Genomic DNA, 21,673 nt, shown 5'->3' on the forward strand with positions numbered 1-21,673 from the left:
AAACCTTGGCTCATGAAGAAACATTACATTAAATTACTCATTTGGTTTGTTTCAACTACAGCATTTTCTCAAGTGCAAGGTGTAGGAATCAACGAGGACACTCCTCAACAAGCCCTTCATTTAGGTTCCTCAAGTGGAACAATTCGCGTTGATGGTTTAAATGACGCAAACTCTCTCTTTAATGGAGGGGGCGCTGTTACATATCCGTTATTCGTAGACGGAGCTGGTAATCTTACCTTAGAATTCAAACCAATTTATAACAGCAATGGTTCAGATGCTCTCGATCATGCGCTTTTGCCAGGCTCGGTTGTAACACTTCCTGCCGGTGATAATGATGGTGTAATGGTAGGGGAGCTTTTTAATTTTACAATAGCTGTTAATAGAGCGTCAATTCTTGAAGTAAAATACAATGTTAGCATGGATGTGTTTTTAAATCCCGCAGAAACAGCTATTTCTGATAGACGAGCAAGACGAGTAAATACTTTTTTTCAAGTTAATGGCGCAGGAAGAAAATATGGACAATCTGCAAAATGCTATACAGGTGGATCAGTTGATAGTGAAACAGGTAAATTATTTAACACAAGTACTTCATACATTACTCTGCCAGCAGCGGGTTCTTATGTAATTCGTTTTTACGGGGAAGTTTCTTCAGGAATAACAAACAGTACCGCAAACACAGGATTAGCCACTTGCGTAAAATTTGCTAGAGGAAACGACAGTTTACTATTTAGATTACATTAAGCCTCTTTTCTAATTCTAAAACTCAGAAAATTATGAAAAATCAATACTTATATTTACTTTTTAGCTCAGCTATTGGATTTAGTCAAGTAGGAATAGGGACTTCAAACCCACAAGAAGAATTACATGTTGCGGGAAATAATTCAACTATTCGCATAGAGAGTTTAAGCAACGCAAATAACCCACTTAATGACGGAATAAAAAACGCACGTGTTTATGTTGATGCGAACGGAAACTTCACATTAACCCCACCAAACTATACAGCAGGCGGAAGTGGATATGGAAATTTACCAATAAACTTCTTAATAGATGTACCAAATTTTATTCCTGATAATGTTGATGGTCTTCCAGCTCCTTATGATAGTTTAGGAAGAATAATAAATAGTGATTTAACTCAAGAAACCGTTGAAGGCTTTATTTTTAGTGCTACCTTTACTGTTCCTCAATCATGTACTGTTGAAGTAAAACATGGCGTTACAATAGTAATATCAGGTTCAAATATGTTAACTCCTAGTTTAGCATATATTAACGACAGTAAAACAAGAACCATACAAACCTTTTTCTGCTTTGATATAAATAATGATGGATTAAGCCCTGCAGAGAAAGCATTACAATATGGCCATAAAGGACAATTTTACTGTTCGGTTGCCGGAGGTTCACTAGGCTATCCATATATGAATAGTCAAGGGTACGCAACCTTACCTCCAGGCACACATTCCATTCATTTCTTTGGAATTGTACAAGATCCGCCTAACTCGTTCACAAGTGTAGGATTTGGAGGAGCAACAGACTATTTAAAACTTAGAGTATATAATTAAAACCTACTATTATGAAAAAATACTTTACCTTATTTATTTTTGCATTTTGCGCTTCAACATTTGGACAAGTGGGTGTTAATACTAACAATCCTCAAGAAGAACTTCATGTTGGAGGAGCAAATTCGACAATCAGAATTGATGGATTAAACACCCCTAACAACGTTAACAACCTAGGAACAGCTTCATCATCACCTGTTTACGTTGACGCTGATGGTGATTTGATTTTAGGAACTTTAGCAGACAATGTTGAAATACTTTTTGACTCGGAAAATTATTTAGTTGATGTTCAAGATCCAACATCTTTAATTAATCAAGTAGGTAGTGGTGCAGGATTTAGTCAAGGTGGAATTCCTATTGGAGGAACCGCTATTTCTTTTACCTTAACTAAACCAGCAATTGTTGAGGTTAACTATTCTGTAAGCTGGAATGTTGGAAAAAATGTAACTGCAACATCAAGAATTGATGATTTTAGAGCTAGAATTGTTCAAACCGCAATGTATTTCAGACAAAATAATTATTTAGGCCCAGCGGTTATTAACGATTATTATGGCAATCCAATTAATGGAGGACCATGGTGCATTACTAGTAATTGCATGGAACTTGGAGGTTTATTAGCTATCAATGGACAGTTTTATAATAACATCATTGGTAACCAAGGAGAATGGAGAAACTACAGAAACACAGCATCTGATTATGTAGTTTTAGGACCAGGAACCTATACTCCTATGTTTGCCGCTCAATTAGCAGTTGGAAACACGGGTGGTACAGGAGCTGTAAAATTATATTTAGGTGTTGGAATGGATGAGGTTCAAATAGTTGCTTATTATTTTAACTAACTTTATTAATATAAATAGTTTTTTGTCGGCAAAAATTGTATTTAAACGATTTTTGCCGACATTTTATTGATTATCAGAAAAATAATTAGATTTTTGACCAAAAGGTAGAGCATGAAATCAAAAATTATTTTTCTGATAGTTTTTTTTATTGGGGTAAACTCAAAAGCGCAAGTTAGCGGTGTCGGTATCAATAAAGACAATCCACAACAAGCACTTCATTTAGGATCACAAACAGGAACTATTCGTGTAGATGGATTAAATTCAACTAATAATACATTTAATGGTGGAGGTGTTGATAAAACATATCCTGTCTATGTTGATCATAATGGTGATTTAACATTAAAAACCGCAGCATATGACAACAGTGACGGAGACGATGCTTTTTTAACAGCTGCAATAAATGGCACTCTAACAATTTTAGCTGCAGATGTGCCTAATGATGGTTATGCAACTTCTGAAATAACTTCATTTGTTTTTACATTAACTAGACCTACAATCGTAGAAATAAAATATTCTATAAGTCTTGAAGTGTTTCAAAACAATCTTTTTACAATAATTAAAGACCCATATGCAAGAAATATTACAAATTTCTTTACACTAAACACACCAGTTTTATTAGATACTACTAGAAGATATGGCGCTAGTTCAAAATGTTATTTCAATAGAAATGATGCAGCAACAAACCCTGCAGCAGCTCCTGATGGAGCAACAGGTTATATTTATAATTCTGGCACAACATATATTCCTTTGCCAGCAGGACTACACACGCTTCGCTTTTATGGAACTGCTTGCTCAGGAAGCGCTAATCGACCAACATTTGTAAGATTTGCTGGAGGCCCAGACTCAATATTTATAAAACTATATTAATTTTTATACTATGAAAAAAAATATTATATATTTCTTTTTGTCATTTAGTTGTTTCTCGTTTTCACAAATTGGTATAGAAACTAATAATCCACAACAAGACCTTCACATAGCTGGTGCAACTTCAACAATTCGTATTGAAAGTTTAAATAGTATTAATGAACCTGCATTAAATGATGGAACAAAACTTGCACCACTTTATGTAAATGCAAACGGCGATTTTACACTTGCACCTTCTGGTTTTACAACCGGTGGAGGTGTAGGAACCAACGCGCCATTAAACTTTTTAATTAGCGTTCCTAATTTTGTGCCTAACGGACCATTTGGTGACGGTACAGTTGTAGCTAATGACATAACCGTTACAAGTGGTGTTGCTGAAATTGTTCAAGTTCCTTTTACAAGTCCACAAGATGCTTTAATAGAAGTGCGATATGCAATGACGATAGATCTTTCAGATCAATTTTTACCAGCACCTGCAGGATCAACTTTTAATGATATTTCAGCAAGAGCAGTTCGTTGTTATTTTTATATTGATTTAAATAGTGATGGATTGGATGCGGCCGAATTATCAAAAAAATATGGTTTACATGGTGAAGCATATACTTCATTTGCCCAAGGTTCAATTGGATATGCATTTATTCACGGTGTTGGGTATGGAAACATCCCTGCAGGGAACCATAGATTAGTGTTTTATGGGGAAACACAAGACGGAAACAACAGGGATACCTATGTAGGATTTGGTGGATCATCAGATTATTTAAAAATTAGAATCTATAATTAAATTATACTATGAAAAACATTTTAACATCTATATTTTTATTGTTTGCTTTTTTAGTATTTGGTCAAGTAGGAATTAAAACCACGACACCTTTAGAAGAATTACATATTGCTGGACCAACTTCAAATATTAGAATTGAAGGTCTTAATGCTACTAATAATGTTTTAAATCTTGGAAATAAAGAGAATACTCGTGTTTTTGTTGATACAGATGGAGACTTAGTTTTAAGTACAATACCTACAAATATTGGAGTGCTATTCAATCCAGCAAACTATTTATCTGATCCATTAGATACTGGTGGTGCTGATGCAAATGTAATTAATCAAACTGGTGTTGGATCTGGATATGCTCAAGGTGGTTGGCCAAGAGTTACTGGTCCAGGAAGTTCAACTTTCACCCTTACAAGACCTGCAATTGTCGAAATAAATTACTCCCTTTCTTACGAAATTTTTAAATCTGGCATTCCAATTGATGACAACCATGCGCGTACTGCTCAATTTTTTATTTACTTACGTAATGGCGGTCCAGCAGGAGCTATTATAACTACAGATTATAATGGAGATCCTGTGAATTTTGGTGGAAACCCAGGTGCATTAGGTTATAGTGGTAATTTTTATACTAACGGAAGTTCTTTAGGAGCTGGCGGTGGAGAAGGCACAGGAAAAGAGTTCTACGCAACAGGACATGACTATATTGTATTAGGGCCAGGAACTTATACACCAATGTTTTCAGGAATACTTTTTGTTGCAAATACAGGTGGTACAGGAGCTGTAAAAATGCAAATTGGGGGCGGAGACGATGAAGTTATTATTGTAGCTCATTATTACAACTAAACAAAATAAAAGCAAAAAAGAGCCAAAAGGCTCTTTTTTTTTATATACTAGAATTTATAGACATTAAATACTTTTTTGGAGTTGTACCAAATTTTTTCTTGAAAGCGGCTATAAAATGACTTCCTGTACTATAACCAATTTTCAAACCTACTTCATTTACATTATACGAACCACTATCTAATAATTGACGTGCGTAATCCATTTTGTAATCAAATAAAAATCCATAAACGGTATCGCCATAAATTTGCTTGAAACCCATTTTTAACTTCTTAAGATTTAAACCCACTTGGTCAGCCAATTCTTGAAGTCCAGGAGGCTCTGCCATGTTATTCAAAATAATATCTTTTGCCTTTCTTATTTTTAAAACATTTTCTTCATCAATTAGAAACGGACATTGTTCAGCATTTGGATCTTCTGAACGGTTAAAATACAAACTGAGTAATTCATATCCTTTACCCTTGTAATATAAATTTTTGATGAATGAATTCAAATTATAATGAAAAATTTGACTCAATACAATTGACATCGAAGGACTAATATCATTTTCTTTATAATATTTCTTATCCTTGTTTTCATCACTTAAAAAAGGGATGTTTTCTGCTTCTGAAGAAAACAAACCGTGAAATTTTTTTATAGAAACAATAATAGAAATCACCCAAGTATTGGGAGCTAATTCCAAATGAATAGGCAATTCTTTTTGTGGATTATAAAACAAAAGAGACTTTTCTTCTTTTAAATCTAAAGCATAATTTCCCTGATTAAAAATAAATTTTCCTTTTCCTTTAATTCCAAAATGAAACTGTATAAGACCCTGACTTACAGGTCTTTCAATTTTAATTGTTTCATTACTATCATTCTGAAAACGCAATAAAATAAATTCATTTTCAATTTTTATTTCTTCTAAAGAACCCATAGCGATATTTTTTCGTATATACTTTTAATCAACTAACAAAATATTATTTAGAATTATTCTACATAAAGCAATTGTTAGCCCTTGAATACATTACAAATTTAGTAGAAATAATAGTAAAAAGATAATATTAGCTTAAAATATCTTTAAGCGACACAAAAAGTCCTTTGAGCGTTGTTTTTATAAAAAGGTAAAATATATTTTTGTTAAACTTTTAGGAAAGAGTACATATTATGGAAAACAATACATTCGCAAAGCATCCAACTTTCTACGCCATAGGCTTAAGTTATAAGAAAGCTGATGCTGAAATGAGAGGAAAATTTAGCTTGGACGAACAAGCTAAAATCAGCTTATTGAATCAAGCCAAGGCAGAAGGTATTGATAACCTAATTGTAACCTCAACTTGCAATCGTACTGAAATTTATGGTTTTGCTCAACACCCTTTTCAATTAATTAAATTATTATGCGAAAACAGTCAGGGAACAGTTGAAGATTTTCAAAAAGTAGCTTTTGTATACAAAAATAGTGAAGCTATTTCACATATGTTTCGTGTAGGTACTGGTCTAGACAGTCAAATTTTAGGTGACTTTGAAATCATTAGTCAATTAAAAAATGCCTTCGTAAAAAGTAAAGAGCTTGATTTAGCAAATGCTTTTTTAGAAAGATTAGTGAATGCGGTTATTCAAGCAAGCAAGAAAATAAAAAATGAAACTGAAATATCATCTGGAGCAACATCGGTATCATTTGCTTCGGTTCAATACATTTTTAAAAACGTAGAAGATATTGCTTCGAAAAATATTTTACTTTTTGGAACAGGAAAAATCGGAAGAAATACTTGTGAAAACTTAGTAAAACACACGAAACACGAGCAAATCACATTAATAAACAGAACCAAAGAGAAAGCTGAAAAATTAGCTAGAAAACTACATGTTATAGTTAAGGATTATGCTGATTTGCAGTTAGAACTTCAAAAAGCAGATGTCGTAGTTGTGGCTACTGGTGCTCAAAATCCAACAGTTGACAAAGCCATTTTAAATCTGAAAAAACCTTTACTAATTTTAGATTTATCGATTCCGAAAAACGTGAACGAAAATGTAAAAGACATTGAAGGAGTTACTTTAGTTCACATGGATGAACTTTCGCAAATTACAGATGAAACTTTAGAAAACAGAAAAAAACATATTCCTGCTGCTGAAGCTATTATCGATGAAATTAAAGACGAATTTATTGCATGGACAAAGCAACGTAAATTTGCACCAACCATACATGCTTTAAAAGCAAAATTGAATACAATTAAAGAAGGAGAATTAAATTTCCAACGAAAAAAACTAGCTAATTTTGACGAAGAACAAGCCGAATTAATTACCGCTAGAATAATTCAAAAAATCACCAATCATTTTGCCAATCATTTAAAAGATGATGAAACAATGGTGGATGAAAGTATTGAATGGATTGAAAAAATTTTCCAATTAGAAACGGTTGCAAAATAATGAGCAAAACAATCCGAATAGGAACTCGTGATAGCGAATTAGCCCTTTGGCAAGCACACACAGTACAAAAAAAACTAAATGATTTAGGTTATAAAACCGAAATTACAGCAGTTAAATCGCAAGGAGATATCATTCTTGACAAACCACTTTACGAATTAGGAATCACTGGAATTTTTACCAAAACTTTAGATATTGCCATGTTAAATGGACAAGTAGATATTGCAGTGCATTCTATGAAAGATGTGCCAACCGCTTTACCTATCGGAATTGTGCAAGCAGCAGTTTTAGAACGCGCCAACACACTTGATATTTTAGTTCACAAAGGCAATTTAGAATTTTTAAATTCAGCTGGAACTATTGCTACTGGAAGCTTACGTAGACAAGCGCAATGGTTGAATAAATATCCAAATCACAATGTGGTAGATTTACGTGGAAATGTAAATACGCGTATGCAAAAACTTCATGATAACGATTGGAGCGGAGCTGTTTTTGCAGCTGCAGGATTAGAACGCATTAACTTAAAACCAGAAAATTATATCGATTTAGATTGGATGGTTCCGGCACCAGCGCAAGGCGCAATGGTTGTGGTGGCAATGGAAAAAGATGATTTTTGCAGAGAAGCATTAGCCAAACTAAATCACTCAGAAACAGAAATTTGTACACATATTGAACGTGAATTCTTAAAAACACTAGAAGGTGGTTGTACAGCTCCAATTGGTGCTTTGGCAACATTTACCTCAGATAAAATTAATTTTGAAGGCGTTTTGTTCTCTTTAGACGGAAAAGAAAAACACACAATCAAAAAAAGTTGTACTTTTGATTCTTATAAAAACTTCGGAAAAAATTGTGCCGAAGAAATTTTAAACAGCGGCGGAAGTGCTTTAATGGAAAGTATTCGTCGTGATTTAAAAAAGTAATTTTATTCCAAAATGGAGAAAGAATCGTTACTCAATTATTTATATCGCTTTTTTGATATTATCGTATTACTTTTTATAGTTTTTGACTTTGGATATGACTTCGAAGAAAACTACAATTCACCTCACGTTATTGGTTTAATACTCCTTTCTATTGGATTATTAGCCTTTAATTCATTTAAGTTTTTTACTTACAAGTATAAGAGTAATAAAAAAGTAGCCCTTGTAAATATGGTGTTACTAACCGGGATAATGATTACTTGTGTAATCATATCATTACTAAACTTTGAATTCCCAACAGATTATATTTTGCAAAAAATAAAGCCTCTATTAGAAGGAGGTTTGATCTTTTATTTTCTCCTTAGACTACTTGTGTTGGTGCGCCATATCTATGATATTTATTTCAATCCCGCAATTGTCTTTGTAGGAAGTTTTATGATTTTAGCATTAACAGGAGGATTTTTATTAATGTTACCAAGTGCCACAACAAACGGAATCACATTTACTAATGCGCTTTTCACTTCTACAAGTGCTGTTTGTGTTACTGGCTTAGCAGTTGTTGATACTTCAACGGCTTTCACTGTAGTGGGACAATCCATTATTTTAGTTTTAATTCAATTAGGTGGAATCGGAATTTTAACCTTTACCTCTTTCTTTGCTTTCTTTTTTAGAGGTAGCTCTTCGTTTAAAGAAGGATTAAATACAAAAGATTTTATTGCACACGAAGGCATGAGGGATGTTTTTAGAGCTGCTCTTAATGTTGTTATTTTTACTTTGGCTGTGGAAGCTATCGGTGCCATCTTTGTTTATTCGTCTATTGCAGATAACAATGCTATTGACAATAAATTCTTCTTTGCAATATTCCACTCTATTTCAGCTTTTTGTAATGCTGGATTTTCTATTTTATCAGCTGGTTTGTATGATGAAGCTATCCGTTTTGACTATTTCTTACAATGGATTATTATGACATTAATTGTATTAGGAGGTTTAGGTCACAACATTGTATTTAATTTTTATCAAAAAATAAGAACTTATGTGTTAGAACTTTTTGACAAAACTATTATTCATAAAAAAGTTCGAATCATCACTTTAAATACTCAAATTGTAATTTACACTACTTTAGTATTGTTAATCGGTGGTTTTATCTTCTTATTTATTTCAGAATACAACAACACCTTATTAGAGCACGATAGCATTTTTGGAAAAATCACAGCGGCTTCATTTAATTCGGTAACACCAAGAACTGCCGGATTTAATGCAGTAGATTTTACTAAAATGAATGTTCCTTCTTTGTTGTTTGTCATATTCTTAATGTGGATTGGTGGATCTCCAGCTTCTACAGCCGGTGGTATCAAAACAAGTACGTTTGCATTAGCTACTTTAAATATTTTTGCCGTAGCAACAGGAAAAAGTAGAATTCAACTATTTGGAAGAAGAATTTCTTCGGAATCTACTTCACGTGCTTTTGCCATTTTATGTATCTCTTTAATTACAATAGGAATTTCAATTGTTGCAATGTTGATTTTTGAACCAAAAGGAACACCTTTATTAACCGTTGCCTTTGAATGTTTTTCAGCATATAGTACCGTTGGATTAAGTTTAAATTATACACCAACAGTAACTGAACCAAGTAAATATGTTTTAATTGCTTGTATGTTTATTGGTCGAATTGGAATGCTCAACTTAATGGTTGGATTATTACGAAGATTGAATCATCAATTCTACGAATATCCAAAAGAAAATATATTAATTAACTAATCTACCAAAAATGAAAATTATAGTATTTGGTTTAGGAAACTTCGGAATGTCGCTTGCTATCAGCTTAACTGAAACAGGAAACGAAGTAATTGGTGTAGATAAAAACATCGAAAAAATTAATCTTATCAAAGATAAAATTTCACATGCTATTGCATTAGATTCAACAAATGAATTATCGTATGAAGCTTTACCTTTAAAAGATGCAGATAAAGTAGTAGTTGCTATTGGAGAAAATGAAGGTGCTGCTATTATTACAACTGCAATCATAAAAAAATTGAGTGATGTAAAAATTATCAGTCGTGCTTTATCACCTATTCACGATACGGTTTTAGAGGCAATGGGAATTCACAGTATAATTCACCCAGAGCAAGAGTCAGCAGATAGACTAACAAAACAAATCAACTTCAAATCAACGTTGGAAAACTATCAATTAGATGATAACTTCACGATTTCGGAAGTAAAAGCTAAGCCTGAATTCTTCGGAAAAACATTAGCAGAATTAGATTCTATCGATAAATATCATTTGACTTTGGTTACTATTATTCGTAAAAGAGAAAAACGTAATCTTATCGGAAAAAAATCAATTATAAAAGAAACTATTGGTCGTCCTGCTCCTGATACTGTAGTATTAGAAGATGATATTTTAGTAGTTTACGGATATAATAAAGATATCGAAACTTATTGTTTAGGTCAAGAAGAATATCAAATTAGAAGCTAAAATGACTCAAATTCTTTCTACGAAAAAACTTTCAAAGGCGTTAAAAAAGAAGTTTTCTGATGCTGGAATGAAACTTGTAGAAAAGAATTTTATTCAAACTAAAGCAGTTTCTTTTGAAACACCTCAACTAAATGATTACTTAGTTTTCACGAGTAAACAAGCAGTAAAAAGTGTTTTGAAATCGGGAGTACAAAACATTCTTTTGAAACCTTGTTTGTGTGTAGGAAGTAAAACCAAGAATTTTCTCGAAAAAAAAGGTTTCACCGTTATTGAAAGTGCTGATTATGCCGAAGATTTGATTCAAATCATCGATTCGAAATATAAAGACAATTCGTTTACATTCTTCTGTGGAAACATCAGAAAAAATACGATTCCCGATTTTTTTCAGCAAAATAAAATCGCATATAACGAAATTGTCGTATATGAAACTAAACTAAAACCACACCAAATAAAAAAACCATTTGATGGCATTTTATTTTTTAGTCCGTCTGGAGTGAATAGTTTTTTGGAAAAGAATTCATTAGAAAATAAAAAGTGTTTTTGTATTGGAAACACCACTGCAAAAGCATTAGAAAACAAAACAGAAAATATTGTAATTGCATCACAACCCACTGTTGAAAATGTAATTAACGAAGTAATACATTATTATAAACGCTTATAGCCTATTGCTTAAAGCCTAAAGCAATCAAAAATGATTAAGAACGATTTATTTTTAAAAGCATTAAAAGGAGAAACAGTTGAACGCCCACCAGTTTGGATGATGCGTCAAGCAGGAAGATATTTACCAGAATTTAGAGCTTTGCGCGATAAATATGATTTCTTCACGCGTTGCGAAACTCCAGAATTAGCAGCTGAAATTACCGTGCAACCTATTCGTATTGTAAAACCAGATGCGGCTATTTTATTCTCAGATATTTTGGTAGTGCCAAGAGCTATGGGAATTCATGTGGAATTGAAAGACAATTTAGGTCCGATAATTCCAAATCCGATTCGTACTGCCGAACAAGTAAATCAGGTTTTTGTCCCAAATATTCACGAGACTTTAGGTTACGTGATGGATGCGGTAAAACTAACCAAAGAAATGTTGAACGACGAAGTACCGTTAATTGGTTTTGCGGGATCGCCTTGGACAATTTTCTGTTATGCTGTAGAAGGTAAAGGTTCTAAAAGTTTTGATACTGCTAAAGGATTTTGTTTTTCAAATCCGGTTGCAGCACACTTACTATTGCAAAAAATTACGGATACCACAATTTTATACTTAAAAGAAAAAGTAAAAGCAGGTTGTAATGCTATTCAGATTTTTGATTCTTGGGGAGGAATGCTTTCTCCAGTAGATTATCAAGAATTCTCATGGCAATACATCAACCAAATTGTAGAAGCTTTAGCCGAAGAAACAGAGGTAATCGTATTTGGAAAAGGATGTTGGTTTGCCTTGAACGACATGGCAAAATCAAAAGCATCAGCTTTAGGAGTAGATTGGACGTGTTCGCCAAGAAACGCTCGTTATTTAACTGGTGGTGATATCACTTTACAAGGAAATTTCGATCCAAGTCGTTTGCTTTCTCCTATTCCAACCATCAAAAAAATGGTACATCAAATGATTGACGAATTCGGAAAAGACAAATACATTGTAAACTTAGGTCACGGAATTTTACCAAATATTCCTGTGGATCATGCTAAAGCGTTTGTTGAGGCAGTGAAAGAGTATAAGATGTAGTTTTTTTATAACTAATGATAGAAACCGATTCATTTCATATAATCACTTTACAAGCAGATGACGCAAAAAGTTTATCTGAAATGATGGTTTTGAATTTTGATAACTTTAAACGTTACTTTCCAATTACACTATCTAAAAATCTATCCATAAAAGATAGTTTAAGTTATATTGAAGAAAAAAGAAAAGAAAACGTTTCAAAGTCTGAATTTACTTTTGGAATTAAAGATGTTTCTAATTCAAAAATTGCTGGTTTGATCATCATCAAAGAAATAAATTGGGATACGAAACAAGGAGAATTTGCCTATTGTATTAGTTCAGAATACGAAAACAAAGGTTGGATGTCAAAAGCTATTGCTCGAACCACAAAATACGGTTTTGAAGTTTTAGGATTCAATAAATTTCAAATTATTGCTCATAAAACAAATATTGGAAGTTGTAAAGTTGCAGAAAAGTGCGGTTTCACATGGAAAAGAACACTTTTAAATGAATACACACCTCCAAATGAAACTCCATTGGATATGGAATTATATGAATTAGAACATGAAAAATAAATTAAAATGAGAGCAATTTTAACTGTATTTATTTTATTATTTTCAAACTTTATTAATGCGTGCCTTTGGGATAGAGACACTTATGCAATGGAAAAACAAAAGTTTCCAGATGCTTTTGAATTAATGACTGGGAATTTTGACAGGCACTCCAATTCATATTACCAATGGCGTATTGCTAAAATTCAACCACTAATTGATAAAGGAAGTAAAGACCCTTTACTTTTTGATGATTTGGCAGTGGCATATTCAAAATTAGGCAATGATAAAAAAGCTATTGAGCTTATGAAGCTTAAGGAAAAATTTGCTCCAAATTTATATGAAACATTCGCTAATCTTGGTACTTTTTATATACATGATGAGCAATTTGAAGAAGGATTAATATATATTAATAAAGCTATAAAAATAAATCCTGAGGCGCACTTTGGAAGAGAAATATATCAAAAATACCTTGTTGAATTTATTCTATCAAATAAAAAAAAGGGGTCTGAATCTAACAATTTTTACACCTTTTTATTAGAAAAATACAAAACCAAAAATAATTCAACGAAAGATTTTCTCCCTGAAGATGAAATTAAAAAAGCCGTAAAAGGAATTTTAGGAATGATGCGTTTTGGTAATTATAACTCTCCTATTCTTTTGAATGCTCTTGGAGATGTTTTGCTTAATGAATCATATAGTGAACCTGGAGCTAAAAGATTATCAGCTATGGCATATATGGCTTCTGATTTATACAATGCCGGTTCAGTTTCTCTCAAAACCAAAGAAAACATTCAAATGTTTTTGAGCATGCAAGAAAGTGATAAAAACACTTACGAAGAATTGCTTAAAGAAGTTAAAAAAGGTATTCTAATTGGGAAAAGCAGATATGCTGAAATTGAAAAAAAAGAATCAAATTGGGTTATCCAAAACAAAGATTTAGATATTGAGTTCGCACAAAATTTTTATGCAAAAACAGATTCTACAAATAAGAACAATGTTGCTCAAAATAATCAAAATAGAATTACTAAAAGCGGAGATAAAATATCTAACAAACTAATCATTGGATTAATCATTACATTAGTTATTGTTGGAATTATTGTGATTATAAAACTTCGAAAAAAACATATTTAAATTGAAAAATAAATTCTATCAATACATACAAACCCTACAAGATCAAATCTGTAAAGGATTAGAGGACATCGATGGCGGTACCAAATTTCGAGAAGATTTATGGGAACGACCAGAAGGCGGTGGCGGTCGCACACGTGTTATTGAAAACGGAAATGTTTTTGAAAAAGGTGGTGTAAATATTTCAGCCGTTCATGGTAAATTACCCGATACGATGCAAAAAATGTTTGGTGTTGGAGAAGCCGATTTTTTCGCTTGCGGATTGAGTTTGGTAATTCATCCTAAAAATCCGATGGTGCCAACGGTTCATGCGAATTGGCGTTATTTTGAAATGTATGATGAAAACGGCAATATCATTAACCAATGGTTTGGTGGCGGACAAGATTTAACACCTTATTACTTATTTGAAGAAGATGCCAAACATTTTCATCAAACTTGTAAAACGGCTTGTGACAAACATAACCCTGAATTTTATCCGAACTATAAAAAGAAATGCGATGAGTATTTCTGGAACGCCCACAGATTTGAAGCTCGTGGAATTGGCGGTTTATTTTTCGATTATTTGAAAGCAACCGAGCAAATGTCGATGGAAGATTGGTTTAATTTCGTGTCAGAAGTTGGAAATTCTTTCTTACAAGCATATGTTCCAATTGTGGAAAAAAGAAAAGATTTACCATATACAGATGCACAACGCACATGGCAAGAAATTCGTCGTGGTCGTTATGTAGAATTCAATTTGGTTCATGATAAAGGAACACTTTTCGGACTAAAAACTAACGGAAGAATAGAAAGTATTTTGATGAGTTTACCACCACATGTGCAATGGGTGTATGACCATCATCCTGAACCAGGAAGCGAAGAAGAAAAATTACTAAAAGTATTAGCAAAACCAGTTGACTGGCTATAAATAAAAAACTCCGCTATTTAAGTAGCGGAGTTTTTTATTTATTTCATTTGAATTAATCTAAAAAATCGATTAAATCCAAAGTCTGAAGTATAATATTTTCATTTGAAAAATTAGAATTGATTTCCATTTCTAATTTCATAATATGATTGTTTAGTTTATTTGACGCTTTGAATTCCATATTTTTAAACTGATTCCCTAAACGTATCATTTTTGCTGTATCACTTCCTAAATCTTGGTTTAATAAATACGCTTTGAAAAAACGTTGCATTTCAAAATTTCCGTAAAAATAATTCTTCGATAAATCTTTCTTTACTTTCTTAGTAAAATCAGACTTTGAGCCATCATTCAAATACTTTAATCCATTTGTAAACACCATAACATCCCCTTTTTTAAGTATAATCATATCTCCTAAATCTTCTGATTGATTTACTAAATAATAACCATCTCCTTTTTGTAAAAGATTTTTTCTAACACCTAAATTCAATAATTTATCTCCCATTTTTGGATGTGTAGAAGTCATAATCATGGTGAAAATTGGTCGGGTTTTAGTGATGGTTTTTTCTTCTTCTAGTTCTTCGTAATTTTCATCATAAGTTCTCGACATAAAGGTACTTTCATAAGACTCCATGGCATGTAAAAACATAGAAATATCGCCATCAAAAAGAGTTGCTGTGGCTTCTTCATCAACAATTGTTGAAATTAAATCTGTTATTATTTCTGTATCTTGTTTGTCAATTGGCATATTACTTAAAAGCTGCTCCATAATTTCTGGATAGTTTTTAAGTAATTCTTCTGTACTTGAGTGATAGGAAAAATACGCTAAAGGTTCTTGCTTTGGAAAATAATTATAAATGTTTTTATTCGGTTTTCTGGCAACTACTTTTTGCATTACATTGGCAAGAGATTCTGAATATTCCACTTTTTGTTCCATTCTAGCTTTGTTGTTTTCAAAATAGAAATCAACATTCATTCCTTTAATTGAATTATTGGAATTATTTATGCCGTTGTTTGAATTGATAGAACCTAACAAATAATAAAACGAACTCATTTTGCCATAAACTGCTTCATAATTAATCCATGAAGCAATATCTGCATTGGTACTTACTTTAGTTGAAGTTGGTGTTACAAATCCATTTTCAAATAAAAGAGCTATTTGTTCCTCTTGCTTTTCTTGTTTTTGGATTCGTTGTTCTGCTTGCTCTTTTTCAAAAGAGGCAATCCATTTTTTATACTCTTCATCTTCAACAGCTTCTACCACTTCGATATTTTCATCTTCAGAAATGGCTTCTTCAACTCCAATTCTTTTTTCAACAATTTCCTCTATTGGAGCAACTTCTTCAATTTCAATCACTTCTACTGGAGGGTCTTCATAATACTCTTCATCTACTACAACTGCAGCACTATCGGCTACCAACATAGCGTCTGAAAAATCTGCGTTAGTAAAATTATTATTGGTTTCAACAAGTCCATAAATAATGAAGTTGCCGTCATTCCACGCCATTGTAAAATCGTCTTTTTTAGGCGAATAAACAGTGTATTTTGAATGCGTTTTAATAACTTCTTTAATAGAATCAGTTGTTTTTGAGTTATTATTATTGACTTTATTTTGGATAAAAGCATTCCAACCATTTACATCTTTTAATGGAAATGTCATTTGATAATACGCTATACTATCGGTAAAATTTCCATGAATGGTTACGGGATTAGATTTATCTATGAACGAAATAAAATCGTTTAATTTAAAATCGGAATCAGCTTGGTTTACACTTTTAAAAACTTTGTGATTAAACAAGCTATCAATATTTACTTTTTTAGCAAATTGTTGTGTGTTGAATTGCACAAAATAATCATACTTTTCCAGTTTTTCTTGACTAAACACCAATACTGGAAATAAGAATAAGAAATAAAAAATCTTTTTCATAATTGAATTAAGGATTGAAACTTATGGAATTATTCATCAGCTTGTTGTTGTTTAAAACATTCCATATATTCTGTTTTAAAAACACTGTTTTTTTGGATTTTGAAAGTTTACTATTCGCATTTTGTACCATTGCCACATCTTTATCAAAAGTATAAACGGCAACTATATTTGCTTTCAGTAAATCTTCTTTTTTGTCTTCGTTCTTTATTAAATTTTTAGGTAACGGATAAGAAGCGATTCGCTCAAATTTGCCATTATTGTTTTTAAAATGAACTAAAGTATTTTTTTTATCTATTGCATTTAAAACAGCATTCAACGTTTCTAAAGAATTGTATGAAAAATTGATTTTGAAAATATAGGTGTTAAAATCGTATGAGGTGGAAATTTTTGAAATACCTTTAATTTTTGAAGCTTCAGCTCTAAATTGTGCTAACTTAGATTTAATATCTTCCTCATTTGGAATGCTTACACCATCGACTTCTTCTAACATTATAGCCGATTTTGTTTTAAACCATGAACTCGAAAAATCTACAACCAAACTATAGTCACCACTTTGATCACTATTGTGTTTGATTTTTTCAGTTATTTCGAAACAACTGGTTAGTAGCAAACAAATGCTAAGAATAATTAGCTTCTTCATACTGCAAAACTAAGAATATTTTTACAGATTTATGTCTTTTGCAAAAGAAAGAAATAGATGAAAAATTAGTAACTTTACGCATTAATATTTGAATATCAAATTATGTTTCCATTACACAGAGGTCGTCGTTTAAGAGTAAACGAATCTATAAGAAGTTTAGTTCGCGAAACCACATTAAGTCCGGCTGATTTTATGTTTCCAATGTTTATCATGGAAGGAGAAAACACGAAAGTAGAAATCTCTTCTATGCCAGGAATTTTCCGTCGTACATTAGATTTAACGGTGGAAGAAGTAAAAGAATTATACGCTTTAGGCATAAGAGCTGTCAATATTTACGTAAAAGTAAGCGATGATTTAAAAGACAATACCGGAAAAGAAGCTTGGAACGACAATGGTTTGATGCAAAGAGCCATTCGTGCTATCAAAGCGGCATGCCCAGAAATGATTGTGATGCCTGATGTAGCTTTAGACCCTTATTCAATTTATGGTCACGATGGTATCATCGAAAAAGGTGATGTAGCTAATGATGCAACCAATGATGCTTTAGTAAAAATGGCAGTTTCTCATGCAAAAGCAGGCGCCGATTTTGTTGCGCCAAGCGACATGATGGATGGTCGTGTATTACGTTTACGTCAAGGTTTAGATGCTGCGGGATTTCACAATGTGGGTATTATGAGTTATTCTGCAAAATATGCTTCTGCTTTTTACGGTCCGTTTCGTGATGCATTAGATAGTGCTCCGAAAGATGCTGACGTAGCAGTGCCGAAAGACAAAAAAACATACCAAATGGATTACGCTAATCGCATCGAAGCGGTTAAAGAAGCATTGTGGGATGTAGAAGAAGGAGCGGATATGGTTATGGTAAAACCTGGAATTGCCTATTTAGATATCGTTCGTGAAGTTAAAAATGCGGTTGATGTTCCAGTAACGGTTTTTCATGTTTCTGGAGAATATGCTATGATTAAAGCAGCTTCTGAAAGAGGTTGGTTAGATCACGACAAAATTATGATGGAACAATTAATGTGTATCAAAAGAGCGGGGGCGAGTTTGATTTCAACTTATTTCGCAAAAGAAGCAGCCATTTTATTAAATAAATAATTTTAAAATGAAACATATATTAAAATCATTCGCTGTTTTTGCATTAGCCATTTCATTGACTAATTGTGGTGAAAAAAAAGAAACGGATGCTTACGGAAATCCAGTTGAAGAAAAAACTGAGACAACCACTGAGACAACAGTTGATCCATTATTCGCTAAAGGGCAAGAACTTTTCGAAGGGAAAGGAACGTGTACAGCATGTCATAAACCAGATACGAAAGTAATTGGTCCGTCAATAAAAGAAATTGCTAAGATTTACAAAGAAAAAGATGCCAGTATTGCTGCTTTCATCAACGAAGAAGGAGAGCCAATTGTTGATCCAACACAATATGAAACCATGAAAACGAACTTTGCAATTACCAAAGCTATGACGGCTGAAGAACGTAAAGCTTTAGAAGTATATATGATGAGTTTCGAATAAAAAGCGATTACTCAACCACCAATTTAAAGCCCACGCGCGGAATGTTTTCTATTCTCACGTGGGTTTCTTCTTTTATGATTTTTCGTAATCTTGAAATGAATACATCTAAACTTCTCCCAAGGAAATAATCATCGCTTCCCCATAATTCCATTAGGATTTTTTCACGTTTTAAAACCGTATTTGGATTGTCTAAAAACAATTTTAAAAGCGATGCTTCTCTTTCGGTTAACGTGATTTTTTGACTGTCATTTTTCAACAAATAATTCTCAGGTTCAAATTGAAAACTTCCAAAAGTATATTGTTTTTGTGTTGAATTATCGGTTGATTTCTGACTTCGGTTTAAGAAAATTTCTATTTTTAAAATTAATTCTTCAATCGAATAGGGTTTTACCAAATAATCATCGGCACCCAATTTCAAACCTTTAATTCGGTCTTCTTTCATGGTTTTTGCCGATAGAAAAATGATCGGAATTTCTTGATTTCGCTTTCTAATTTCGGTTGCTATTTCAAATCCGTCCATATCGGGCAACATAATATCCAAAACGCACAAATCAAACGTTTCTTTACAAAACAGTTGAAATGCTTCTTTCCCGTTGTTGCAATGCACAACTTCAAAATGCTGTTCTAAATTATCGGAAGTTAAAAACGCTAGGGTTTCGTCGTCTTCTACATACAAAATACGTTTCTTACTCATAATCGTTTTTATTTATTTGGATGGATATTGTAATTCCTTTGTCTTCATTATTAGTTGCAAAAACTTTCCATTTGTGCCATTCGCAAACACGTTTTACATACGAAAGTCCAATACCAAATCCTTCTATATCTTTACTGTCTTCTCGTGCAACTCTAAAAAACTTATCAAACACAAATGGTAAATCATTAGCTGGAATTCCTACTCCATTATCCGAAAATTTCAATAGTAATCCTTTCTCATTTTCTTTGGATTGAATTTGGATTATTGGGTTTAAACCCGAATATTTTACCGCATTATCCATAATATTATAAAGCACATTATAAAAATGAAATTCATCAGCTTGAATTATATAATCACGCTCTAATTGAATGTCTATTTTTATTTCTTTCTGATGTTTTAAAACGATATTTTCTTTAACCAATTCGAGTAATACTTTTACATCTACTTTGGTTTTATCCAAAACAATTTGCTTGCTTTCGGTTTTGGCTACGTACAAAATTTTCTCAATGTGTTGATTTAATTTATTGCTTTGATTGATGATAATTTGCATGTATTTTGACAATCTTGGATTATCAACAATTTCTTTTTGTGTATTGGCATAATTTGAAGCAATCAAAATAGAAGCTAAAGGTGTTTTAAACTCATGTGTCATATTATTAATGAAATCCTTTTGTAAATCGGTATATCTTTTTTGTTGCAACATTAAAAATACCGAGTACACATAAATAATTAAAACCAAAAACAACACACCTGTAAATATCCAATATTGCGATAGACTTTTAAAATAGGTTTGTTCAATATGTGGGAAACGCACTGCAAAATAATACGTTAAATCGCTATTTTTTGAAAAACAATCTTCACAAAATTTTTCAGATTTTCCGTTAATCGAAATGTAATTTCCGTAAACCATTTCATCTGAACTACAGTCATAAATAGCATATTCAAAATCGAGTTCCAATTTTACTTTTTCAAATTCAAGTTTTAAATATTGTTCTAAGATTCTGTTTTCGAAAACATCGTTAACGTTAACTATAAAGTAGTTTTCAGAAACTTTCTTAATTTGATTGGTAATAGGTAATTCTGATTTATTATCTCTATAAATTTTTTCCACCACATCTTGCAAAGCAAAATGGATTTTATCTTCCATATCTTTTTTTTCAAAAATATAGGCCTGATTGAGCAAAAACAACTGCATGATGATAACACCAACAATTGCTAAAAACCCAATGAAAATTACGGTATTAAATCTGTTAAACTTCATAATGAGTTCGATATTACAAAAAATGTGGGTCTAAAAATCCCTATTAACATGTCATTAACAATCATTAAAATTTAATTAACAACACCCGTTTAAAAGTTTTTTAGTTTTGTATAACAAATTTAAAATAACTAAAAACATATACAGTATGAAATCAATTAAATTATCAATTGTAGCTTTATTTATAGCTAGTGCTTCATTTGCACAATTAAAAGATGCAAAAATAGAAACTGCTAAAGCAATTCAAGTTACTCCAACAGAAGTTAAAACTCCAGTTGCTCCAAAACAATCAAACATTAAATGGGATCAAGAAATGCATGATTTTGGAGATATTGAAAAAGGAAAACCAGTTACTTATGAATTTTCTTTTACAAACACTACAAAAGAAACTATCTTAATTACAAATGTAAGACCAGCTTGTGGTTGTACTGCTGCAAATTACACAAAAACTCCAATTAAACCAGGAGAAAAAGGAATGGTTGCTGCAACTTTTAATGCTGCATCTGGTGGTCAATTTCAAAAATCAGTTACAATTACAACTACTGAAAACGGAGCTGAAGCAGTAAAAACTTTATCTTTCAAAGGAAAAGTATTAGAACCAGCTACTGAGAAAAAAGAAGAGATTAAATCTTAACAATATTATTAATTCAGCTTTTACATCTTATTAAACCACCTGTCAAAAGGTGGTTTTTTTATATTTAC

General features: G+C 32.1%; 23 protein-coding genes. 18 read left to right on the top strand and 5 right to left on the bottom strand.

What is annotated here, in order from left to right; all coding sequences use genetic code 11:
• Nucleotides 1–12: 12 nt before the first annotated feature.
• The 6 genes from C8D80_RS07365 (at nt 13) to C8D80_RS07390 (ending at nt 4,867) form a co-directional block, all read left to right on the top strand.
• On the top strand, nt 13–741 hold the full coding sequence (locus C8D80_RS07365) for a hypothetical protein (protein WP_133608908.1): 729 nt from the start codon (nt 13–15) through the stop codon (nt 739–741).
• Nucleotides 742–773: 32 nt separating this feature from the next.
• Nucleotides 774–1,556 (top strand): hypothetical protein, encoded by a 783-nt coding sequence (locus C8D80_RS07370; RefSeq protein WP_133608910.1) that lies wholly within the window; start codon nt 774–776, stop codon nt 1,554–1,556.
• Between the two features lie 11 nt (nt 1,557–1,567).
• The gene (locus C8D80_RS07375) at nt 1,568–2,392 is read left to right on the top strand and encodes a hypothetical protein (protein ID WP_133608912.1); all 825 of its coding nucleotides are present in this window, start codon (nt 1,568–1,570) and stop codon (nt 2,390–2,392) included.
• 111 nt (nt 2,393–2,503) lie between these two features.
• Nucleotides 2,504–3,259, top strand: coding sequence for a hypothetical protein (locus tag C8D80_RS07380; protein ID WP_133608914.1), 756 nt, complete (start codon nt 2,504–2,506; stop codon nt 3,257–3,259).
• A 10-nt stretch (nt 3,260–3,269) separates the two neighbouring features.
• Nucleotides 3,270–4,037: a hypothetical protein gene (locus C8D80_RS07385; RefSeq protein ID WP_133608916.1), complete on the top strand. Its 768-nt coding sequence runs from the start codon at nt 3,270–3,272 to the stop codon at nt 4,035–4,037.
• An 8-nt stretch (nt 4,038–4,045) separates the two neighbouring features.
• On the top strand, nt 4,046–4,867 hold the full coding sequence (locus tag C8D80_RS07390) for a hypothetical protein (RefSeq protein WP_133608918.1): 822 nt from the start codon (nt 4,046–4,048) through the stop codon (nt 4,865–4,867).
• Nucleotides 4,868–4,907: 40 nt separating this feature from the next.
• Here C8D80_RS07390 and C8D80_RS07395 read toward each other — a convergent pair whose 3' ends face one another.
• On the bottom strand, nt 4,908–5,780 hold the full coding sequence (locus C8D80_RS07395; protein ID WP_133608920.1) for a helix-turn-helix domain-containing protein: 873 nt from the start codon (nt 5,778–5,780) through the stop codon (nt 4,908–4,910).
• A 230-nt stretch (nt 5,781–6,010) separates the two neighbouring features.
• Here C8D80_RS07395 and hemA point away from each other — a divergent pair, with 230 nt between their 5' ends.
• Genes hemA through hemF form a run of 9 tightly spaced genes read left to right on the top strand, consistent with a single transcriptional unit; the run spans nt 6,011 to nt 14,939 of the window.
• Nucleotides 6,011–7,267: a glutamyl-tRNA reductase gene (gene hemA / locus C8D80_RS07400; RefSeq protein WP_133608922.1), complete on the top strand. Its 1,257-nt coding sequence runs from the start codon at nt 6,011–6,013 to the stop codon at nt 7,265–7,267.
• Nucleotides 7,264–8,184 (top strand): hydroxymethylbilane synthase, encoded by a 921-nt coding sequence (hemC, locus tag C8D80_RS07405; RefSeq protein WP_133608924.1) that lies wholly within the window; start codon nt 7,264–7,266, stop codon nt 8,182–8,184. The genes hemA and hemC overlap by 4 nt, the downstream gene beginning before the upstream one ends.
• Before the next feature lie 12 nt (nt 8,185–8,196).
• Complete coding sequence (locus tag C8D80_RS07410) at nt 8,197–9,939, top strand: TrkH family potassium uptake protein (RefSeq protein WP_133608926.1); 1,743 nt, start codon at nt 8,197–8,199, stop codon at nt 9,937–9,939.
• A 10-nt stretch (nt 9,940–9,949) separates the two neighbouring features.
• Nucleotides 9,950–10,657, top strand: a complete 708-nt coding sequence (locus C8D80_RS07415) for a potassium channel family protein (protein WP_133608928.1) — start codon at nt 9,950–9,952, stop codon at nt 10,655–10,657.
• Between the two features lies 1 nt (nt 10,658).
• Nucleotides 10,659–11,318 (top strand): uroporphyrinogen-III synthase, encoded by a 660-nt coding sequence (locus C8D80_RS07420; protein WP_133608930.1) that lies wholly within the window; start codon nt 10,659–10,661, stop codon nt 11,316–11,318.
• Between the two features lie 30 nt (nt 11,319–11,348).
• On the top strand, nt 11,349–12,374 hold the full coding sequence (hemE, locus tag C8D80_RS07425; protein WP_133608932.1) for a uroporphyrinogen decarboxylase: 1,026 nt from the start codon (nt 11,349–11,351) through the stop codon (nt 12,372–12,374).
• Nucleotides 12,375–12,388: 14 nt separating this feature from the next.
• Complete coding sequence (locus tag C8D80_RS07430) at nt 12,389–12,925, top strand: GNAT family N-acetyltransferase (RefSeq protein WP_133608934.1); 537 nt, start codon at nt 12,389–12,391, stop codon at nt 12,923–12,925.
• Nucleotides 12,926–12,931: 6 nt separating this feature from the next.
• Nucleotides 12,932–14,035 carry a tetratricopeptide repeat protein gene (locus tag C8D80_RS07435; protein WP_133608936.1) on the top strand — a complete coding sequence of 368 codons (1,104 nt, stop codon included), beginning with the start codon at nt 12,932–12,934 and terminating at the stop codon, nt 14,033–14,035.
• Nucleotide 14,036: 1 nt separating this feature from the next.
• Complete coding sequence (hemF, locus tag C8D80_RS07440; protein ID WP_133608938.1) at nt 14,037–14,939, top strand: oxygen-dependent coproporphyrinogen oxidase; 903 nt, start codon at nt 14,037–14,039, stop codon at nt 14,937–14,939.
• Nucleotides 14,940–14,991: 52 nt separating this feature from the next.
• Here the strand turns inward: hemF and C8D80_RS07445 are convergent, their stop codons facing one another.
• Entirely contained in the window at nt 14,992–16,860 is a 1,869-nt protein-coding gene (locus C8D80_RS07445) for a hypothetical protein (protein ID WP_133608940.1), read from the bottom strand.
• A gap of 7 nt (nt 16,861–16,867) precedes the next feature.
• Complete coding sequence (locus C8D80_RS07450) at nt 16,868–17,350, bottom strand: hypothetical protein (RefSeq protein WP_242004827.1); 483 nt, start codon at nt 17,348–17,350, stop codon at nt 16,868–16,870.
• 252 nt (nt 17,351–17,602) lie between these two features.
• On the opposite strand from C8D80_RS07450, the gene hemB reads away from it, so the two are divergent.
• Both hemB and C8D80_RS07460 read left to right on the top strand, forming a co-directional pair.
• The gene (hemB, locus tag C8D80_RS07455) at nt 17,603–18,598 is read left to right on the top strand and encodes a porphobilinogen synthase (RefSeq protein ID WP_133608944.1); all 996 of its coding nucleotides are present in this window, start codon (nt 17,603–17,605) and stop codon (nt 18,596–18,598) included.
• A gap of 7 nt (nt 18,599–18,605) precedes the next feature.
• Nucleotides 18,606–19,019 (top strand): c-type cytochrome, encoded by a 414-nt coding sequence (locus tag C8D80_RS07460; RefSeq protein WP_133608946.1) that lies wholly within the window; start codon nt 18,606–18,608, stop codon nt 19,017–19,019.
• A 7-nt stretch (nt 19,020–19,026) separates the two neighbouring features.
• On the opposite strand, the gene C8D80_RS07465 is transcribed toward C8D80_RS07460, so the two are convergent.
• Together C8D80_RS07465 and C8D80_RS07470 are read right to left on the bottom strand one after the other, a co-directional pair.
• Nucleotides 19,027–19,713 (bottom strand): response regulator transcription factor, encoded by a 687-nt coding sequence (locus C8D80_RS07465; RefSeq protein WP_133608948.1) that lies wholly within the window; start codon nt 19,711–19,713, stop codon nt 19,027–19,029.
• Nucleotides 19,706–20,974 carry a sensor histidine kinase gene (locus C8D80_RS07470; protein ID WP_133608950.1) on the bottom strand — a complete coding sequence of 423 codons (1,269 nt, stop codon included), beginning with the start codon at nt 20,972–20,974 and terminating at the stop codon, nt 19,706–19,708. Before C8D80_RS07470 ends, C8D80_RS07465 begins: the two co-directional genes overlap by 8 nt.
• Nucleotides 20,975–21,119: 145 nt before the next feature.
• Between C8D80_RS07470 and C8D80_RS07475 the strand changes: the two genes are divergently transcribed.
• Complete coding sequence (locus tag C8D80_RS07475; RefSeq protein ID WP_133608952.1) at nt 21,120–21,605, top strand: DUF1573 domain-containing protein; 486 nt, start codon at nt 21,120–21,122, stop codon at nt 21,603–21,605.
• Nucleotides 21,606–21,673 lie beyond the last annotated feature (68 nt).

This window comes from Flavobacterium cheniae, assembly GCF_004363695.1.
Classification (GTDB): domain Bacteria; phylum Bacteroidota; class Bacteroidia; order Flavobacteriales; family Flavobacteriaceae; genus Flavobacterium; species Flavobacterium cheniae.

Excerpts from the sequence above, each read along its gene's own strand:
- C8D80_RS07365 (WP_133608908.1), top strand. The coding sequence starts at position 13 with ATGAAGAAACATTACATTAAATTACTCATTTGGTTTGTTTCAACTACA.
- C8D80_RS07370 (WP_133608910.1), top strand. The coding sequence starts at position 774 with ATGAAAAATCAATACTTATATTTACTTTTTAGCTCAGCTATTGGATTT.
- C8D80_RS07375 (WP_133608912.1), top strand. The coding sequence starts at position 1,568 with ATGAAAAAATACTTTACCTTATTTATTTTTGCATTTTGCGCTTCAACA.
- C8D80_RS07380 (WP_133608914.1), top strand. The coding sequence starts at position 2,504 with ATGAAATCAAAAATTATTTTTCTGATAGTTTTTTTTATTGGGGTAAAC.
- C8D80_RS07385 (WP_133608916.1), top strand. The coding sequence starts at position 3,270 with ATGAAAAAAAATATTATATATTTCTTTTTGTCATTTAGTTGTTTCTCG.
- C8D80_RS07390 (WP_133608918.1), top strand. The coding sequence starts at position 4,046 with ATGAAAAACATTTTAACATCTATATTTTTATTGTTTGCTTTTTTAGTA.
- C8D80_RS07395 (WP_133608920.1), bottom strand. The coding sequence starts at position 5,780 with ATGGGTTCTTTAGAAGAAATAAAAATTGAAAATGAATTTATTTTATTG.
- hemA (WP_133608922.1), top strand. The coding sequence starts at position 6,011 with ATGGAAAACAATACATTCGCAAAGCATCCAACTTTCTACGCCATAGGC.
- C8D80_RS07410 (WP_133608926.1), top strand. The coding sequence starts at position 8,197 with ATGGAGAAAGAATCGTTACTCAATTATTTATATCGCTTTTTTGATATT.
- C8D80_RS07415 (WP_133608928.1), top strand. The coding sequence starts at position 9,950 with ATGAAAATTATAGTATTTGGTTTAGGAAACTTCGGAATGTCGCTTGCT.
- C8D80_RS07420 (WP_133608930.1), top strand. The coding sequence starts at position 10,659 with ATGACTCAAATTCTTTCTACGAAAAAACTTTCAAAGGCGTTAAAAAAG.
- hemE (WP_133608932.1), top strand. The coding sequence starts at position 11,349 with ATGATTAAGAACGATTTATTTTTAAAAGCATTAAAAGGAGAAACAGTT.
- C8D80_RS07430 (WP_133608934.1), top strand. The coding sequence starts at position 12,389 with ATGATAGAAACCGATTCATTTCATATAATCACTTTACAAGCAGATGAC.
- C8D80_RS07435 (WP_133608936.1), top strand. The coding sequence starts at position 12,932 with ATGAGAGCAATTTTAACTGTATTTATTTTATTATTTTCAAACTTTATT.
- C8D80_RS07445 (WP_133608940.1), bottom strand. The coding sequence starts at position 16,860 with ATGAAAAAGATTTTTTATTTCTTATTCTTATTTCCAGTATTGGTGTTT.
- C8D80_RS07450 (WP_242004827.1), bottom strand. The coding sequence starts at position 17,350 with ATGTTAGAAGAAGTCGATGGTGTAAGCATTCCAAATGAGGAAGATATT.
- hemB (WP_133608944.1), top strand. The coding sequence starts at position 17,603 with ATGTTTCCATTACACAGAGGTCGTCGTTTAAGAGTAAACGAATCTATA.
- C8D80_RS07460 (WP_133608946.1), top strand. The coding sequence starts at position 18,606 with ATGAAACATATATTAAAATCATTCGCTGTTTTTGCATTAGCCATTTCA.
- C8D80_RS07465 (WP_133608948.1), bottom strand. The coding sequence starts at position 19,713 with ATGAGTAAGAAACGTATTTTGTATGTAGAAGACGACGAAACCCTAGCG.
- C8D80_RS07470 (WP_133608950.1), bottom strand. The coding sequence starts at position 20,974 with ATGAAGTTTAACAGATTTAATACCGTAATTTTCATTGGGTTTTTAGCA.
- C8D80_RS07475 (WP_133608952.1), top strand. The coding sequence starts at position 21,120 with ATGAAATCAATTAAATTATCAATTGTAGCTTTATTTATAGCTAGTGCT.